20 protein-coding genes and 1 tRNA gene are annotated in these 14,786 nt (G+C 59.8%); 7 read left to right on the top strand and 14 right to left on the bottom strand.

The annotated features are described in order from the left end of the window. Positions 1 to 37: 37 nt before the first annotated feature. A complete protein-coding gene (locus B6S01_RS04505; protein WP_037461591.1) occupies positions 38 to 703 on the bottom strand; it encodes a DUF2490 domain-containing protein in 666 nt (221 codons plus the stop codon). A gap of 139 nt (positions 704 to 842) precedes the next feature. On the opposite strand from B6S01_RS04505, the gene fsa reads away from it, so the two are divergent. From fsa to B6S01_RS21560, 3 genes are all read left to right on the top strand, one after another. Beyond that, on the top strand, positions 843 to 1,496 hold the full coding sequence (gene fsa / locus B6S01_RS04500) for a fructose-6-phosphate aldolase (RefSeq protein WP_037461593.1): 654 nt from the start codon (positions 843 to 845) through the stop codon (positions 1,494 to 1,496). A 108-nt stretch (positions 1,497 to 1,604) separates the two neighbouring features. Beyond that, a complete protein-coding gene (locus B6S01_RS04495) occupies positions 1,605 to 1,955 on the top strand; it encodes an antibiotic biosynthesis monooxygenase family protein (protein ID WP_037461595.1) in 351 nt (116 codons plus the stop codon). Between the two features lie 342 nt (positions 1,956 to 2,297). Then, positions 2,298 to 2,492, top strand: a complete 195-nt coding sequence (locus B6S01_RS21560; protein WP_231567901.1) for a hypothetical protein — start codon at positions 2,298 to 2,300, stop codon at positions 2,490 to 2,492. Positions 2,493 to 2,674: 182 nt separating this feature from the next. On the opposite strand, the gene B6S01_RS04485 is transcribed toward B6S01_RS21560, so the two are convergent. From B6S01_RS04485 to B6S01_RS04470, 4 genes are all read right to left on the bottom strand, one after another. Further along, on the bottom strand, positions 2,675 to 3,448 hold the full coding sequence (locus B6S01_RS04485) for a hypothetical protein (RefSeq protein ID WP_062792961.1): 774 nt from the start codon (positions 3,446 to 3,448) through the stop codon (positions 2,675 to 2,677). Positions 3,449 to 3,623: 175 nt separating this feature from the next. Next, positions 3,624 to 4,496, bottom strand: a complete 873-nt coding sequence (locus tag B6S01_RS04480) for a DUF5677 domain-containing protein (protein ID WP_037461602.1) — start codon at positions 4,494 to 4,496, stop codon at positions 3,624 to 3,626. Positions 4,497 to 4,515: 19 nt separating this feature from the next. After that, on the bottom strand, positions 4,516 to 4,941 hold the full coding sequence (locus B6S01_RS04475; protein WP_157704807.1) for a hypothetical protein: 426 nt from the start codon (positions 4,939 to 4,941) through the stop codon (positions 4,516 to 4,518). A gap of 113 nt (positions 4,942 to 5,054) precedes the next feature. Then, positions 5,055 to 6,512, bottom strand: a complete 1,458-nt coding sequence (locus tag B6S01_RS04470) for a LamG domain-containing protein (protein WP_081570282.1) — start codon at positions 6,510 to 6,512, stop codon at positions 5,055 to 5,057. A 586-nt stretch (positions 6,513 to 7,098) separates the two neighbouring features. Between B6S01_RS04470 and B6S01_RS04460 the strand changes: the two genes are divergently transcribed. Further along, positions 7,099 to 7,551, top strand: a complete 453-nt coding sequence (locus B6S01_RS04460) for a hypothetical protein (RefSeq protein ID WP_037461612.1) — start codon at positions 7,099 to 7,101, stop codon at positions 7,549 to 7,551. Here B6S01_RS04460 and B6S01_RS22100 read toward each other — a convergent pair. From B6S01_RS22100 to B6S01_RS04430, 6 genes are all read right to left on the bottom strand, one after another. Further along, positions 7,524 to 7,658 (bottom strand): hypothetical protein, encoded by a 135-nt coding sequence (locus tag B6S01_RS22100; RefSeq protein ID WP_409372955.1) that lies wholly within the window; start codon positions 7,656 to 7,658, stop codon positions 7,524 to 7,526. The genes B6S01_RS04460 and B6S01_RS22100 overlap by 28 nt on opposite strands. 172 nt (positions 7,659 to 7,830) lie before the next feature. Further along, complete coding sequence (locus B6S01_RS22095; RefSeq protein WP_197053189.1) at positions 7,831 to 8,040, bottom strand: helix-turn-helix transcriptional regulator; 210 nt, start codon at positions 8,038 to 8,040, stop codon at positions 7,831 to 7,833. An 8-nt stretch (positions 8,041 to 8,048) separates the two neighbouring features. Continuing rightward, positions 8,049 to 8,243: a helix-turn-helix transcriptional regulator gene (locus tag B6S01_RS04445; RefSeq protein ID WP_037461613.1), complete on the bottom strand. Its 195-nt coding sequence runs from the start codon at positions 8,241 to 8,243 to the stop codon at positions 8,049 to 8,051. Between the two features lie 112 nt (positions 8,244 to 8,355). Continuing rightward, on the bottom strand, positions 8,356 to 8,718 hold the full coding sequence (locus B6S01_RS04440) for a hypothetical protein (RefSeq protein WP_037461614.1): 363 nt from the start codon (positions 8,716 to 8,718) through the stop codon (positions 8,356 to 8,358). A gap of 4 nt (positions 8,719 to 8,722) precedes the next feature. Further along, a complete protein-coding gene (locus B6S01_RS04435) occupies positions 8,723 to 9,763 on the bottom strand; it encodes a tyrosine-type recombinase/integrase (RefSeq protein ID WP_051907915.1) in 1,041 nt (346 codons plus the stop codon). A 186-nt stretch (positions 9,764 to 9,949) separates the two neighbouring features. Beyond that, positions 9,950 to 10,026 (bottom strand) — tRNA-Arg (locus B6S01_RS04430). A gap of 85 nt (positions 10,027 to 10,111) precedes the next feature. Between B6S01_RS04430 and B6S01_RS04425 the strand changes: the two genes are divergently transcribed. After that, entirely contained in the window at positions 10,112 to 10,831 is a 720-nt protein-coding gene (locus B6S01_RS04425; protein WP_037462265.1) for a queuosine precursor transporter, read from the top strand. Positions 10,832 to 10,837: 6 nt separating this feature from the next. Here B6S01_RS04425 and truA read toward each other — a convergent pair whose 3' ends face one another. Beyond that, complete coding sequence (gene truA, locus B6S01_RS04420) at positions 10,838 to 11,584, bottom strand: tRNA pseudouridine(38-40) synthase TruA (RefSeq protein WP_037461615.1); 747 nt, start codon at positions 11,582 to 11,584, stop codon at positions 10,838 to 10,840. A 126-nt stretch (positions 11,585 to 11,710) separates the two neighbouring features. Further along, a complete protein-coding gene (fmt, locus tag B6S01_RS04415) occupies positions 11,711 to 12,619 on the bottom strand; it encodes a methionyl-tRNA formyltransferase (RefSeq protein ID WP_037461617.1) in 909 nt (302 codons plus the stop codon). Between the two features lie 53 nt (positions 12,620 to 12,672). Here fmt and recR point away from each other — a divergent pair, with 53 nt between their 5' ends. After that, entirely contained in the window at positions 12,673 to 13,269 is a 597-nt protein-coding gene (gene recR, locus B6S01_RS04410) for a recombination mediator RecR (RefSeq protein WP_037461619.1), read from the top strand. A 48-nt stretch (positions 13,270 to 13,317) separates the two neighbouring features. Continuing rightward, positions 13,318 to 13,848 (top strand): peptide deformylase, encoded by a 531-nt coding sequence (def, locus tag B6S01_RS04405; protein ID WP_037461621.1) that lies wholly within the window; start codon positions 13,318 to 13,320, stop codon positions 13,846 to 13,848. A gap of 234 nt (positions 13,849 to 14,082) precedes the next feature. Here the strand turns inward: def and phoB are convergent, their stop codons facing one another. Beyond that, positions 14,083 to 14,784: a phosphate regulon transcriptional regulator PhoB gene (gene phoB, locus B6S01_RS04400; protein ID WP_037461627.1), complete on the bottom strand. Its 702-nt coding sequence runs from the start codon at positions 14,782 to 14,784 to the stop codon at positions 14,083 to 14,085. Between the last annotated feature and the right edge of the window lie 2 nt (positions 14,785 to 14,786).

Genomic DNA, 14,786 nt, shown 5'->3' with positions numbered 1-14,786 from the left:
CCCTATCGCCTGGGGGGCGAAGGGCAAGGCGGATCACCTAGATTTTCCAGTTGAGCGTGAGCCAGGGAACATGGACGACTGCGTCGGGGCGGCCTTCCCGGAACGTCTGCTGACGCATGTAGAGAAGCTGCGCATCGAGCGACTTGCCGAGCGGTTGGCGCAGGCCGATCTGATGCCGCATGACGGCAAGGCCGGTCCTGTCGCCGGGCCGGGCGCGGTTGAGGTGGACAAAAAACTCTGCCGCAGTGATGAGCGCCGGGCCCCTGGCGGAGCCGAGCGGGATGGCCGCCTGAACGCGCTGGCGCAGCCGCCAGCTAGCTTCGTCCGTCGTGTCGAAGAAGCGTTGCTCGAGGCGGGTGCGGGCATTGAAGATGCCGCGCGTGGCGGTGACCTGCTGGAAAAGGCGTAGCTCCTGTTCCGGCCCGGAATGGAAGAAGGCGATGCCGCCGCCGACCTGAAGCCCTTTGGCTATGCGATGATCGAGCAGGATGCGGGCTGTCTGCTGCTCTCCATTGGAGCTGTCGCGGCGAAAGCGCTGGCTAAGGTCCAGAGTGACGGTGTCCGTCCGGGTCGCGGCGATCGTGAGCGATTCGGTGATCCATGCCTGCGTTTCTTCGGTGGCCGCCTGGACGGGCAGGGCGACGGCGGACGCAAGGATGGCGAGAGCACCCGAAATGTGGCGCGGGCGCAGAAGGCAGTACATGGATCGGTCCTTTGGAACGGCGCGGCCCTCTTATGTTACGGAGCTGTTTCCGCAAAGCCCGCCGCTGGCAATAATGGCTAAACCGGGGATCAGCCGCTAAAGGGGAGGCGATTCGCACATCCCGCCCCGGAGCATTCCCATGAAGTTCTTCGTCGATACCGCCGACACCAACGAAATCCGCGATCTTGCCGCCACGGGCCTGCTCGACGGCGTCACGACCAACCCGTCCTTGATCCACAAGTCGGGCCGCAAGTTTGTCGAAGTGGTCGAGGAAATCTGCGGCATCGTGGATGGTCCCGTATCGGCGGAGGTCGTCGCGCTTGACCATGAGACGATGATGAAGGAAGCCGCCGTCCTGCGGAAGATCGCGGACAATGTCTGCATCAAGGTGCCGCTGACCATCGATGGCCTCAAGACCTGCAAGGCGCTGACCAGCGAAGGCGTGATGGTGAACGTCACCCTCTGCTTTTCGGCCAATCAGGCGCTGCTGGCGGCGAAGGCCGGCGCGAGCTTCATTTCGCCCTTCGTCGGGCGGCATGACGATAATGGCTTCGACGGCATGAAGCTGATCGAGGACATCCGCCTGATTTACGACAATTATGCGTTCGATACCGAAATTCTGGTGGCGAGCGTGCGGCATCCCATCCATGTGCTGGAAAGCGCGAAGATCGGCGCTGACGTGATGACCGCCCCGCCTTCGGTCATCAAGGCGCTGTTCAACCATGTGCTGACTGAAAAGGGCATTGCGGGCTTCCTGGCTGACTGGGAAAAGACCGGCCAGTCGGTTCTTTGAGCCCGTCCAGAGCCTGTTGAAGGCTTCGACAAGCTCAGCCCGAACGGGAGGAAGGGCATGGCAACCTTTGGCCGCGCGCATCATTACTTCCTGTGAAGGAGAGGTGCGATGTTCGTCGCGGTCTATTGGTGGCGGGTGCATCCCGGGAAGGAAGATCAGTTCCGCGCGGCATGGCGGCGTGGGACCGACCTGATCCGTGAGAAATATGGAAGCTATGGCTCCCGCCTGCATCGTGATGCGGACGGGCGCTTCGTCGGCTATGCGGAATGGCCGGACGAGGAGACATGGCGTGCCGCGTTCGACCAGAAGATGGTCTATGACGAGCCGGAGACGCGGGCGGCCTTTGTCGATGCGATTGCCGAAGTGCCCGCCGATGCTGACCCGATTTTCACGATGACGGTGACCGACGACCTGCTGCTGCGGGCGCGGCCGTTCGACAGTTCGCTCGATGGCGAATAGGAACGGGCTGGACTGGGGCTGGGGCTTCCTGGCTCTTGCGATCCTGATCGCCGGGCTGGTGATGCTGCTGATGGGCTGGCGCCTGTAGCGGCAGCGGATGGCGACCCCGGCAGGAACCTTAAAGGTGGCGTGAAGTAGCTCAAATTACCAGTAAAATTACGTCGCGGAATTTCGGATGGCCCCCAATGTGGCCCCCAAAGCGAAACGCTACCTCTACATAGCAACGTCGCTCGGCGGCCAACTTCTGCGAATCAGATCACCGGTTCATAGCATCCTGAACCAGGCGACGATCTCTGCTAGGATGGTGTTCGCAGATCTGAGAAAGCAACCGGCGAATCGCTCATGGCCATCAACATTCACCCATCGTTCGCGATTCACGCCGGAGAGTGGCTGAAGACCGAGATTGTCGAAGCCCGTGGCATTTCGATCAACGATCTGGCTGCGGCGTTCGGCGTCAACCGATCAGCGCGCTCGTCAACGGCCGGGCTGCCCTGTCGGCTGATATGGCTATTCGTTTCGAGTACGCGTTCGGTTTGAAGGCTGAAACCTTGATGCGAATGCAAGTTCGCTATGCCTTGGGCAAAGGCACGGCAGCACGAATCCGACTTGGCGGTACCCAGCTTGGCTGCCGGGCCATCGCAGCACTAATTCAGCGAAGCTGAGAAGCTCGGGAATTCCGCTTATAACCGCGATCCGCGGCCAACTGCGAGGCAGCAGCGTTATTCGCCTTGATCCCTTGCCTTAAGCAAGCGAGTTCGGAGGGCGAGTAATCGCGAGTGCCCGTCTCCTGATCCGTGATGTTCGTTTGCCCATTCCAGGAGAAAAGCGCCCTCAGGCTCTGTAAGGCAGTCAATCTCATGTCCAATCGCCTCCTTCCAGAGCTGCGCAATTCCCACCGTATATACCGTATCGAGCAAATGCCGTGTACGGTTGGTTAACGCCAGCGGTTGATGCTGTCCGCTTTTATGTGCCAACGCAGTTACAGCTGCGACCGTTCCGCCAGCCCGTACAATATGGCTGCAAAGCGCGGCAACCGTACCTCCGATCGTCACTGCATCATCCACAAGTACATAGGGGCGATCTGTGCGTACGTCACCTACAAATTGTGGCTGCCATAAGAAACGCTGGAAGCGGTTCAGTGCCGTACGGCCTACGCGAGCAGCTTGCACGATATCGCTGTCAACTTCGCCGCCGATCGCTTGTTGCAGCCGGGCTGCGTACGCGAAGGGAAGCGCGTTGGTGGGCCCGGCCGATGGAACGACCTCAGGGGTAAGATTTCTCTCGACAACAAAAGCGGGGTGCGGAAGGACAAAAATGGGCGCTACGCCTCCTTCGAAAAAGCTATCAATGAGCTTTTCTTCGACCTCACCGCTATAAATAAGATCGACCAGTTCGAAGGCGGCCTCCAGATTGTTTTCAGTTTTTGCTGCGCTGTAGAGTGCTTGAATCTTCTCTTTTCTCGGCCCCAAGCCCTCCCGCTCGCCTTTCAGCATCTCAAGCTTTCCGTGAACAAGAACGCAGTCGCAGCCCTTCTCAGGCCAGCCGCACCTTTCATGGTGAGCAAGTCGAGGTATCTCAACCAAAGTAGGCATGGAGATCATTGAGAGGCTGAGAACCACGGCTAGAGGGGCAAATAGCGGGCCGCTCTCGGCGAGCACTGCTATTTAGTCAACAGTTTCGTTCCACCGGCTCATATGGCTTAAGCTGCCCTAGTTCGTGATTTAAGGGGTCCAGCTCGCTACTATAAGCCGAACAGCCTGGGAGCCGACCTAGTGCATGAACCGCCAGCGTCATCGCTCGACAGGCAAGCCACACAGCCTTTCCGACGCTCTCTTCATCTGGGCCGACCTGATGGCCTATGACCTCCCCCGCTTCGTCATGGTGAAGAAAACCGTGAATGGATTTCAACGAAAGATGCGTCGCGGCTCCCGATAGATCCTTGTAGAAGAAGTAGCTGGGACCATACCCGGCGGCGGACGCTATTTTCTCCATTGTCGGCGGTTTGGGCAATCTGGCGTATTCCGCCTTCATCTCACTAAGCTGGCTTCTAACTTGGGTCTCATTATCGGTGCCCATGCCTGAAAGGTGTCGGAGGCTCGCCTCGAACAGCCGAATTTCGCTGTTTAAAGTTTCTCCACGCAACTGCGGCACCGCAACTGTGGGGTCCGAAATGACATAGCCCATCCAGAAGGCAGTCTCAAAAACACTTCTGACCAACGCCTGCGCTTCAACACCTAAGCCCCGTTCTGCCAGGATCAGTGCGCCTTGGAAGCCGCTGAGACAGCGAGGCATCATTTGAAGGCCGAGCGAAGTGGGGCTTAACACCCGCTGGCCAGGCAGAAGATCCGAGCATTCAACATACATGCGCTGGCCCAACGCATTAATGCGCTCAGCAAGGCTGAACCAATCCGCCAACAGCTCCCGGAAGTGAAAACGAAAAGCATCTGCTTCGGTGGCTAGAAATCCGTAATTCCGAAAATCTCTGTCCACAGCTTGCCAGTCGCGGGTTACCGCACCCTCACCGATCAATGATGCATCCATTTCCGGCTCTTAGACCCGATCAACAGGTAATGCACCTAATCGCGGAATTGGGATTTATCCCCGCAGGTTGGACCGGCGCCTGAACGGCTGGCCGTGGTGCCCCATAAGCCGCGCGCTGCGGCTGAAGGCTGATTTCCTCCGCGGTGAAAACGTTGATGAGCTGACCAGGCGTGATAACGGCCGAGCGGCCGGTGATGAATGTCGCTCCTAATAGCGCGCCCGTAGTGTTGCCGCGGCCTTCCTGACGAACCGTACCGCGCAATGCCCAATCTCTACCGCCCGAACGAACCGAGTTGAAGGTCAATTCGAACTTGGCCGATTTGCCGACGATGCCCTTGCCGGTTCGCCAGGAGACGGTTGCTTTAACCGGCGAGCCGCGACGCATGATCACTTCGCCACGTTCCACCACATCATTGAAGACCATGAAATTGCGGACAGTGCCCACCTTCATGTCAATCGAGGTGATTTCTTCATTGAGTCCCCCTCTCAACCACTATGACGAAGTTGGGTTTAGTCGTTGCCCAATTGCAATAAGAATCTGAGCGGCTAAACGCCGGGCTACGCCAGCAGATAAGGCACGCTCGGCGGCGTGAAGCCTGAGGTGCTGTAGCGGCTGTGGCCTATGGTGATCCGCGCCCAGTTGGCGGCGCCCCGGAAATAGCGTGTGGAGCCGCCCCAATCGTGACCGATGCCAAGATGCTCGCTGTTTTCGGTGCGCGCGCCCGAGTAAATGGCGCTGCCATCCAATGCCCCATCAACAAACAGATACAGCTTGTTGTCGGAAATCGTGCGGATGGCGCACAGATGATAGACGGTGTTTGTCGATAGCGTTGTCGCCCCTGTCACCGTGCCGACCGCGCTGGAACCGTTAAAAAAGTCCCAGCGGAACTTGCCCGCATTGATCCCAAAATAGAAGTTATTGGATGTATTGCGGCGCCCGAGTAGGATGTTCCAGTTGGCGCTGTCTGTGCATTTGACAAACGCCTCCATGCAGAAGTCCAAGCCAGCCAGAAGTAGCGAGGGATCGTAGTCACCCCGGATATAGTCGGCGTTGCTGCCTAACTTGATCGAGGGCGTCCCATTGACATCGACCCCGGTGTCATTCTCCACCGCCCCCTGCGCCGTGAGCGGCCTGTCACTCGCACTGTGATCACGGAACGACTGGTTACCGTCCGCGCCTTCGCCGTAGAGAACAAGCCGGGTGTATTGGAAATAGGGGTCCGAAGTCGTGCCGCTGGTGGCGAGCGGTAGCGCGTGGCGGGTGTAGACCGTTTCGGAGGTCATGCGCGCCTTGCCGCGCGTCAGGCGGATGGCGGCGATTCGACCATCCAGGAACTCGTTGTCGGTGCCGAGATAGCGCTGTGATCCGATACGGAAATTCTGCACCGTGGAGGGAACGCTGGAGCGCAGCGTGTTAGCGACCTTCGCCTTGAAAACGCCATCGACATAAAGCCGGATATTGGCCCCGTCCCATGACCAGGCAATGTCATAGGCCGTGGCGGCCGCGGGGGTCCACGAAACCTTGGCCTGATAGACTGTCCCAGCATTAAGGCCGCTCGGCACCACTTCGACCATCAACTCGCCGGTGGTGCCATCGTAAATTAGTCGCCAATCCCGCGCCCCGTTGATCGATTGGTGATTGTCGAACCCGCAGATGAACTGCCGGGTAGAGGTGGAGTCGATTTCCAGGCCGAACACCTCACAGGTGAACTCCGATGTGGGGGTGAAATCGAAACTATCGCCCGTATTGCGCGGCACCAGAACGAAGTCACCTGTCCCGTCCAACTCCAGTTTGTTCGACTGTATCTGCGCGTTGCCATTAGCGGTGATCGATCCGTGCGCCCAGCGGCTTGCATCCGTGAAACTGGTGGAGCCGTTCGACCCGCTGAATGTCATCATCAGGGAGTTGTTATAGGCGTAGGGGTCGTCGGTGACCACGACTGGGGAAGGGGCCGTCAGGGATGTAGATGTGCGACGTCGGCTCAGACCCGTCCCGATCATCATTAGAGGAATCATGCGTCTATCTTCCTTTCCACGTTTCCCCTTCCACCGAAATATCAAAATAAAGATCACAAGTAAAATCACGTAATAAGTGAATTGTTAAAGTACGTATGAGACGACATGGTGCAAATGGGACAATATAGTTTTTGACTCCATCACTAGTTTCAATGAAGTTTCTCCATGCGAACCGATTCGCAGTTATTGGGGGGAATATGGACACTAGCAGCCGAATCACGGAATGCTTTTCATGGCAGTCGACGCGCTCAGGCAATTACGCGGATGATTGCGAGATCGGGGGAGTTGCCGCATGCCAGATAATTTCATTGCTGCGAGAAACCGAATGCCCATCGCTTCTGGGCAATTTCCTGCACGAGATTGTGCGACCGGAAGAATGGGGCGGGTTTGAGGTCGGTTTCATGCATACGATAGCGCAGGCAGTGCGCGGCGTTATTTAAAGGAGGGGTGAGATGATGAGAAATCAACGCAAATCCGTTCTGATCGCTGCTGCGATCGCCGTCACGGCGTCACCTGCCGCGGCCGGCTCGCTGGAGAAAAATCGCGCGAGGATGGAGAAGCTAACGCCCAGGTCATCGATGATCCCATGTCGCCGGTGACCATGTTCACCACGAGGAAGGCACACAGGACCAAGGGCGGCGGGGGCGGGATGTTGAATGAATCCGATACCTGGGTAAATGCCAGCGTCGACAAGAAGACCGGCGCCACCATCTACCGGCTGGTCACCTACACGAATTATTGGGGAAATTGGCGTTTCTATAGCCTCGGCACGTACTGGGGCGTAGATGGTCCGGTGCAAGGGCTACTGACGACAACCCGCAACGTCGACGCCTGCATGTCAATGTGCCGATTCAGTGAAACGGTATCCATGGAAGTGAGCGAGCCGGTCATGTGTCACGCGGCGGACTTGCCGAATATGTGGGCTGTTCGTTTCTCCGCAAACGATGGCTGCCGATGGAATGAGGAGATCAGCCCGGCCGAGGTTGCGGCGCTGGTTAATCGAGTGAACGGCTATAAGGGGTCCCGCGGATTCCGCTGAGCATCGAGAATCTGCTGCTGCCAGGCTCGAACGTCGGACGCCAACCAGAACTTGCGCGTACCTCCATCCCGGTAATCATAGTTTCTGGGAAACCGCCCTTCGGACATCCGCCGGTACACTTCGGCTTGGCTAAGGCCTACCTTCTGAACCACAACCTTTAGCGGCCAAAATTCTATGTCGTCAGCCATGGGTGATTCCTAGTTCAAAAACAGTTTGACCGATTAGCCAGTTCAGCAACTAGCTGCTGCCACCTGGGACGTTGCACGGACGGGCTCACCGCTATGCCTTGTCGTTGCTCCTTAAAACGGCGTCCTGCCATGCCTTGATCTCGGTCGAGAGCCAGAACTTCTTTTTTCCACCGTCACCATAGGATCTGCCTGTCGGGAAGCGGTTTTCGGCTATCCTGCGGTAGATCTCCGTTTTACTAAGTCCTACTCGTTGCAGGACTTTCCTCAGCGGCCAGAACTCAGTTTCTTCCAGGATGCACATAGCCGCTCTCACTGGCCCGCGATGATAGCGTCCTGCCAAGCTCGCACTTCCGTTGACAGCCAAAATTTTCGAATGCCGCCGTCGCGGTAATCGCGGGACTTGGGGAAGGTGCCCTCGGCCGCCCGGCGGTAGATCTCCGTCTTGCTGAGGCCCACCTTCTGCACGACTACCTTCAGCGGCCAAAATTCTACATCGTCCGTCATCGGCGATTCCTTCGATTGTGGCGAAGGAGTTTAGCACAAAACGAGAGGGCGCGCGTAGAAGCAAATTAAATCGAGAAACCTCAACCGAAAAATTCACGTATTAATTGATTCTCTAGTTGAGTTTTGATCGCTCTACACCAAGCATATCCATCAACTGATCACCTGTGGTGTCATCATTTTGATGAAAGATGGCCGCGAACCCGCCGATCAACTTACCAAAATGCTCACCTGACAACCGGATGTCCCGCGGGGTTTTCTGTTGTTCATCCGCGCTGATGAGCATGGCAATGCCCATAGCCAGCGCTTCGACCAGCATCGGCATAGCAATCGATGCATGCCCTTCCTTCACCTCACGTGAGCCCATTGCGTAGGTGACTGCTTGGATCGCGATCTGTGCGCAGACGTGGCGGTATTCGCCTGGCGACAGGTCGTCAGGAACGTCGAAAAGTTCCTCTGGAACAGCCTTGATGCTCATTTCACTATCCTCTGAAGCGGCTTACCGCCCGCTTCCATTCTCGTTCATCCGGAAGCGGAAAGTGATGACGCGCGGGTTGGTCGCTTGTCTCCATGATGACCGGCCGCACCTTTCGCCCGTATCGCTGTGAGCAGGACTTGCAGTAGAAGCGGTGCTTGGCCTCTCGAAAATCATCGCTCCAGCTTTTCCGCTGAAATTTCCACCACAGCCCGTGCGCCTCAAAAAACGCTTCACGTCGGCAGCGGCATTCAACCCTAACAGTGTAGACGGCTGCACCAAGATCCAGTTCAGCCCATTCGGCAAATCGCAGCTCCCCCGGCCGCACAAATAGATGCGGGGCTAGCTTCAGCGCGTAGCGACACACATAGTGTCCGCTGTAGCCGTCGATCGCGCGCAGCAACTCGCCCACCTTCACCGGATCGATGATGGCGCCGTGATGCTTCGGCTTGGACGCGGTTATTGCGCCGCGAAGGTCGCGCGTAGGGTCGGATGCGAGGCGAGCGGTGGCGATGGCATATCGGAAAATTTGGCTGCAAAGCTGCATCAGACGGCGGGCAGTCTCCAGGTTGCCTTTGGCCTCGGCACGCTTAAAAATCGGCAACAGATCGATTGGTGTGATGTCTGAGACCGGAATGCGGCCGATGACAGGAGTCAGGTAGGCCATCAGATAGGCAGCCTTCGCCTGCGTAGGAGGCGACCAGCCCTCCTTTATCCGTTTGTTGATGAACTCCGCGGCAACGATCGAAAAGCTATTACCCGATGCGATCTTGCTCCGCTCCTTCCGCCGTACCTTTTCCCGCGCAGGATCTTTACCGTCGGCCAGTTCTGCCTTGGCATTGTCTCTCCGCTTGCGGGCGTCGGCCAAGCCAACATCCGGGTAGGCGCCAAGCGCCAGCTTCTTCTCTTTACCTTCTATCCGATATTTGAGCCGCCACAGTTTCCCGCCTGTAGGCTGCACAAGGAGGAACAGGCCGCCGGCGTCGCCCATCTTGTAGGGCTTCTCTTTCGCCTTTGCCGCCTTGATCGCGATATCTGTTAGCGCCACTGGGGGCCATCCTTCCTGCGATATGGAGACCCACCAATTATGGCCCCCAGATGTGCCCCCAAATCGGTCTTATGTGGTCGTTCTCCAACCGACGAAACCGGACAGGGCGGGGTCTTATATATCGCAGAAAACCGCCGAAATCAAAGCACTTACGGTACGCTATGGAGCGAATGGGAAAGTTGTTTTTGGCGACCCCGGCAGGATTCGAACCTGCGACCATTCGCTTAGAAGGCGAATGCTCTATCCAGCTGAGCTACGGGGCCGCACGGGGGCTTCGATAGCCGGGCTTGCGTTTCCGTGCAACGGCGGGGCATTGCATTTGCACCGGGGGCGGATATGCAGGGTGCCATGGCCGATATGGGGGTTCGGAAAATCGATGCGCAGGCGCTTTCGCAGCGGCCCATGCGCTATTTCGATTTTTTCATCGCAGCATTTGTGGCGATCCTGCTGCTGTCGAACCTGATCGGGGCGGCAAAGTTATCGACGCTCTTTGGCTTCACCTTTGGCGCGGGCATCCTGTTCTTTCCGCTGGGCTATGTGCTGGGCGACGTACTCACCGAAGTCTATGGCTATGCGCGCGCACGGCGCTGCGTTTGGGCTGGGTTCGGCGCGATGCTGTTCATGGCGCTTATGAGCTGGGTGGTCGTGAAGCTGCCCCCGGCGGAGGGCTGGCCGGATCAAAAGGCCTATGAGGCCGTATTCGGCAGCACGTGGCGCATCGTGTTCGCCTCGCTGGCTGCCTTTTGGGCGGGCGAGTTCACCAACAGCTTCGTGCTGGCGAAGATGAAGCTGCTGACGCAGGGCAAGCATTTGTGGATGCGTACGATCGGATCGACCATCGTGGGGCAGGGGGTCGACAGCCTGCTTTTCTATCCGCTCGCTTTCCTTGGCGTCTGGACCACGCAACAGGTGCTGACGGTCATGGTCACCAACTGGATGCTGAAAGTCCTGTGGGAAGCGGTGCTGACGCCGGTGACCTACATGGTGGTCAACGGGCTGAAGCGGGCCGAAGGACTGGACGTCTATGACGAGCATACGAATTTCACGCCGTTCCGCACGCAGCTCTGACCGGACTTATTGGTCCGGGTAACGGGCGTTCACGAAGTAGAGGCCGTCGGGCGGTGCGTTGAGGCCGAGGGCCGCGCGGTCCCTGGCGTCGCGGGCGGCGCGCATGTCGTCCAAGGTCCAGCGGCCCATGCCGACCAGAGCGAGGCAACCCACCATCGAACGCACCTGATGATGAAGGAAGGAACGCGCTTCGGCGTGGATGGCGATGCGGTCGCCATCGCGTTCGACATCAAGGCGGTCGAGCGACTTGAGCGGGCTTTCCGCCTGGCAATGGGCGGAGCGGAAGGTGGTGAAGTCGTGGCGACCAACCAGAAGCTGTGCGGCCTTCTGCATTGCGTCGGCGTCGAGCGGCTGGATGACGCGCCAGACGAGGCCGTTTTCGAAGGTCAGCGGCGCGCGGCGGTTGGCGATTCGATAGACATAGGCGCGCCCCATGCAGGAGAAGCGGGCGTGCCAGTCGTCCGGCACGACATCGCAGGCAAGGATGGCGACCGGATGCGGACGCAGGCGGGCGTTCATCGCTTCCGTCAGGCGGAAGGGCGTGAGGGGCTTTGCTATGTCTGCGTGGGCGCGCATGGCAAGGCCGTGGACGCCTGCGTCGGTGCGGCCTGCGGCGTGGATAACGGCCTGTTCGCCGGTGACGGCGTGGATGGCGTCTTCCAAGGCTTGCTGGACGCTGGGGCCGTGCGCCTGCCGCTGCCAGCCCATGAAGGGGCGGCCGTCAAATTCCACGGTGAAGGCGAAGCGGGTCATTGGGCGGGTTGGGTCGTCCGAACCACTACCGCCGTCATGCCAGCGAACGCTGGGATCTGGGGAGCGGGCGCGCAATTTCGCCTGAGATCCCAGCTTTCGCTGGGATGGCGGTTCAGGAGGGCGAGTTTAGCCATCGACACGCGACCCGGCTGGCATGTCGTAGCCCCGCAGGAGTTCGCCGGGCGACATCGCGCCCTTGCCTGCGCGCTGGATGAGGGTGGGGCGGATTGCGCCGTGGCCGCAGCCGATAAGCAGGCTGTTGTCCAGCAATTCGCCCGGCGTGCCTTCATGCTCCTCCACATGGGCGGCGAGAATGCGGAAGCGTTCGCCCCGATATTCGAAGAATGCGCCGGGGAAAGGATTGAAGGCGCGGACCTGCCGCTCGATCTGGTGCGCGTCGCGGGAGAAGTCGATGCGCGATTCGGCCTTGTCGATTTTCGACGCGTAGGTGACGCCTTCTTCCGGCTGGGGCACCGGAGGATGCGCGGCGAGATCGTCCAGCACTTCGACCATCAGTTCCGCCCCTGCCAGCGCCAGTTCCTCGGTCAGCGCGCCTGCGGTCTTGTCTTCGATCGGCGTCACATGCTTGGCGCGCATAGGGCCGGTGTCGAGCCCGGCTTCCATGTCCATGATCGTCACGCCGCTAACATTATCGCCCGACAGGATCGCGCGCTGGATCGGCGCTGCTCCACGCCAGCGTGGCAGGAGGGAGGCGTGGATGTTGAGACAGCCGAAGCGGGGGGCGTTCAGAATGGGCAGGGGTAGGATGAGGCCGTAGGCGGCGACTACCGCTACATCGGGCTTGAGCGCGGCGAAGGCGGCCTGAACCTCGGCATCTTTCAGGGAGAGCGGCGTGCGCACTTCGATGCCCATCTGTTCGGCCTGGCTGTGCACGGGGGAGGGCCGTAGCGCCTTGCCGCGTCCGGCCGGGCGGGGCGGCTGGCTGTAGGCAGCCACGATCTCATGGCCCGCCTTTGCCAGCGCGGTGAGCGCGGGGACGGCGAAATCGGGGGTTCCCATATAGATGATGCGCATGGCGGCCTCTCAACCCTTTTGACCCCGGACTTGCAAGCCCCTATCTCGGTTCCATGGCTTCTTCCGAAATCGACGCGCTGACGCAGGCGCTGTCTCGCCTGCCCGGCCTTGGCCCGCGTTCCGCGCGGCGTGCTGTCCTGCACCTGCTCAAGAAGCGCGAAAGCGCGCTGGAGCCGTTGCTGCGGGCATTGGATGCGGTGAACGACCGGCTGGTGACATGCGGTATATGCGGAAATGTCGATACGGTCGATCCTTGCGGCATCTGTGCCGACGCCAGGCGGGATGCGCGAGCGCTGTGCGTGGTGGAGGATGTGGCGGACCTGTGGGCGCTGGACAAGTCGCGGCTGTTCCCAGGGCGCTTCCATGTGCTGGGCGGGCGGCTGTCGGCGCTGGAGGGGGTGAGGCCAGAGGATCTTTCCATCGACGCCCTGGTCGCGCGGGTCAGCGCGGGCGGCATTGACGAGGTGGTGCTGGCGATGAACGCCACGCTGGAGGGCCAGACGACCGCTCATTATCTGGCCGAGCGGCTGGAACAGTTCCCGGTGCGGCTGACACAGCTGGCCCATGGCGTGCCGGTGGGCGGCGAGCTGGACTATCTGGACGAAGGCACGCTGGCGCAGGCGTTGCGCGCGCGCCGGCCTGTTGGGTGAATTTGGCGGTCGCTTGAATTTTCGGCGCTGTCGGATTATTTTACGGTCATGGCCATTCTTCCCATCCTGGAGGCGCCCGATCCGCGCCTGCGTACCATCTCGTCTCCGGTGGAGGCGATCGATGACGATTTGCAGCGTCTGATCGACGATATGTTCGAGACGATGTATGACGCGCCGGGCATCGGCTTGGCCGCCATACAGGTGGGTGTGCCCAAGCGCGTGCTTGTGATCGACCTGCAGGAACCCGAATCGGATGAGGAAGGCGCGCCCGCGGTCAAAAAGCCGATGGTGTTCATCAATCCCGAGATACTCGACGGGTCGGACGAGCTGTCCGTCTATAATGAAGGCTGTCTCTCGGTCCCTGAACAATTTGCCGAGGTCGAGCGGCCCGCATCGATTCGCGCCAGTTGGATGGACCGCGATGGGCGCATTCATGAGGAGCGGCTGGAAGGGCTGCTGGCGACCTGCCTGCAGCATGAGATGGATCATCTGCAGGGCGTGTTGTTCATCGATCACCTGTCCCGGTTGAAGCGGGACATGCTGCTGAAGAAGCTGGTGAAGGCGCGCAAGGCGGCCTGAGCGGTGGCGTGAAGGGTGGTGCAAGGCGCTCTGGCTGGAAGGCTGGGGCGCTTTTTTGTGGACCTTGTCTGTTAGCGGCCAACCTCGGACATTCGTCAGTGCCGCAACACATCAAGCTCCGTTCGTCCTGAGCCTGTCGAAGGACGCGGACCGTTGCGAGCGTGCTTCGACAGGCTCAGCACGAACGGACGTAAAGGGCAGGCCGTCTTCCACCCAAGTCTGCCGACGGCTGCTCTATCCCGCCCCGTCGGTATCCAGCGCATAGCCCGCAGAGCGGACCGTGCGGATGATGTCGCGATATTTGCCGTCTGCGTTGATCGCCTTGCGCAGGCGACGGATATGGACGTCCACCGTCCGCAGTTCGATGTCGCTGTCCTGGCCCCAGACGCTATCCAGCAGCCGCTCGCGTGAGAACACCCAGCCGGGATGTTCGAGGAAGTGTTTGAGCAGGCGAAATTCGGTGGGGCCGAGAGGGATGACCTGGCCGCCCCGGCGGACCTTGTGGCCAACCGTGTCCATCTCGACGTCGGCGAAGGTCAATGTCTCGCCAGCGAGCGCGGGGCGGACGCGGCGCAGGACCGCGCCAACGCGGGCGACGAGTTCGCGCGGCGAGAAAGGCTTGGTCACATAATCGTCCGCGCCGGTTTCAAGGCCGCGGACCCGATCTTCTTCCTCGCCCCGCGCGGTGAGCATGATGATCGGCACGTTGGCGGTGCCGTTCATGCGGCGCAGGCGGCGGCAGACTTCGATACCGGACAGGCTTTCGACCATCCAGTCGAGCAGCACGATGTCAGGCACATTTTCCTGCGCGAGCAGCAGGGCTTCTTCGCCATCGACGGTGTGGGCGACTTCAAAATCTTCACGCTTGAAATGCCAGATAAGAAGTTCGGCGAGTGCTGCGTCGTCTTCGACCAGAAGCATCTTGGCTCTCGCCATAT

Source organism: Sphingobium herbicidovorans (assembly GCF_002080435.1).
Taxonomy (GTDB): domain Bacteria; phylum Pseudomonadota; class Alphaproteobacteria; order Sphingomonadales; family Sphingomonadaceae; genus Sphingobium; species Sphingobium herbicidovorans.
Note: the sequence above shows the minus strand (reverse complement) of the source record. Positions and strands in the feature narration are given on the sequence as shown.

Bases quoted from the DNA above. Each gene is read 5' to 3' on its own strand.
- B6S01_RS04470 (WP_081570282.1), bottom strand. From the start codon at position 6,512: ATGATTCCTCTAATGATGATCGGGACGGGTCTGAGCCGACGTCGCACA.
- B6S01_RS04505 (WP_037461591.1), bottom strand. From the start codon at position 703: ATGTACTGCCTTCTGCGCCCGCGCCACATTTCGGGTGCTCTCGCCATC.
- B6S01_RS04460 (WP_037461612.1), top strand. From the start codon at position 7,099: ATGTCGCCGGTGACCATGTTCACCACGAGGAAGGCACACAGGACCAAG.
- B6S01_RS04480 (WP_037461602.1), bottom strand. From the start codon at position 4,496: ATGGATGCATCATTGATCGGTGAGGGTGCGGTAACCCGCGACTGGCAA.
- B6S01_RS04425 (WP_037462265.1), top strand. From the start codon at position 10,112: ATGGCCGATATGGGGGTTCGGAAAATCGATGCGCAGGCGCTTTCGCAG.
- recR (WP_037461619.1), top strand. From the start codon at position 12,673: ATGGCTTCTTCCGAAATCGACGCGCTGACGCAGGCGCTGTCTCGCCTG.
- B6S01_RS04440 (WP_037461614.1), bottom strand. From the start codon at position 8,718: ATGAGCATCAAGGCTGTTCCAGAGGAACTTTTCGACGTTCCTGACGAC.
- B6S01_RS22100 (WP_409372955.1), bottom strand. From the start codon at position 7,658: ATGTCCGAAGGGCGGTTTCCCAGAAACTATGATTACCGGGATGGAGGT.
- truA (WP_037461615.1), bottom strand. From the start codon at position 11,584: ATGACCCGCTTCGCCTTCACCGTGGAATTTGACGGCCGCCCCTTCATG.
- fmt (WP_037461617.1), bottom strand. From the start codon at position 12,619: ATGCGCATCATCTATATGGGAACCCCCGATTTCGCCGTCCCCGCGCTC.
- B6S01_RS04445 (WP_037461613.1), bottom strand. From the start codon at position 8,243: ATGACGGACGATGTAGAATTTTGGCCGCTGAAGGTAGTCGTGCAGAAG.
- def (WP_037461621.1), top strand. From the start codon at position 13,318: ATGGCCATTCTTCCCATCCTGGAGGCGCCCGATCCGCGCCTGCGTACC.
- B6S01_RS22095 (WP_197053189.1), bottom strand. From the start codon at position 8,040: ATGTGCATCCTGGAAGAAACTGAGTTCTGGCCGCTGAGGAAAGTCCTG.
- phoB (WP_037461627.1), bottom strand. From the start codon at position 14,784: ATGGCGAGAGCCAAGATGCTTCTGGTCGAAGACGACGCAGCACTCGCC.
- B6S01_RS04495 (WP_037461595.1), top strand. From the start codon at position 1,605: ATGTTCGTCGCGGTCTATTGGTGGCGGGTGCATCCCGGGAAGGAAGAT.
- B6S01_RS04485 (WP_062792961.1), bottom strand. From the start codon at position 3,448: ATGCTGAAAGGCGAGCGGGAGGGCTTGGGGCCGAGAAAAGAGAAGATT.
- B6S01_RS21560 (WP_231567901.1), top strand. From the start codon at position 2,298: ATGGCCATCAACATTCACCCATCGTTCGCGATTCACGCCGGAGAGTGG.
- fsa (WP_037461593.1), top strand. From the start codon at position 843: ATGAAGTTCTTCGTCGATACCGCCGACACCAACGAAATCCGCGATCTT.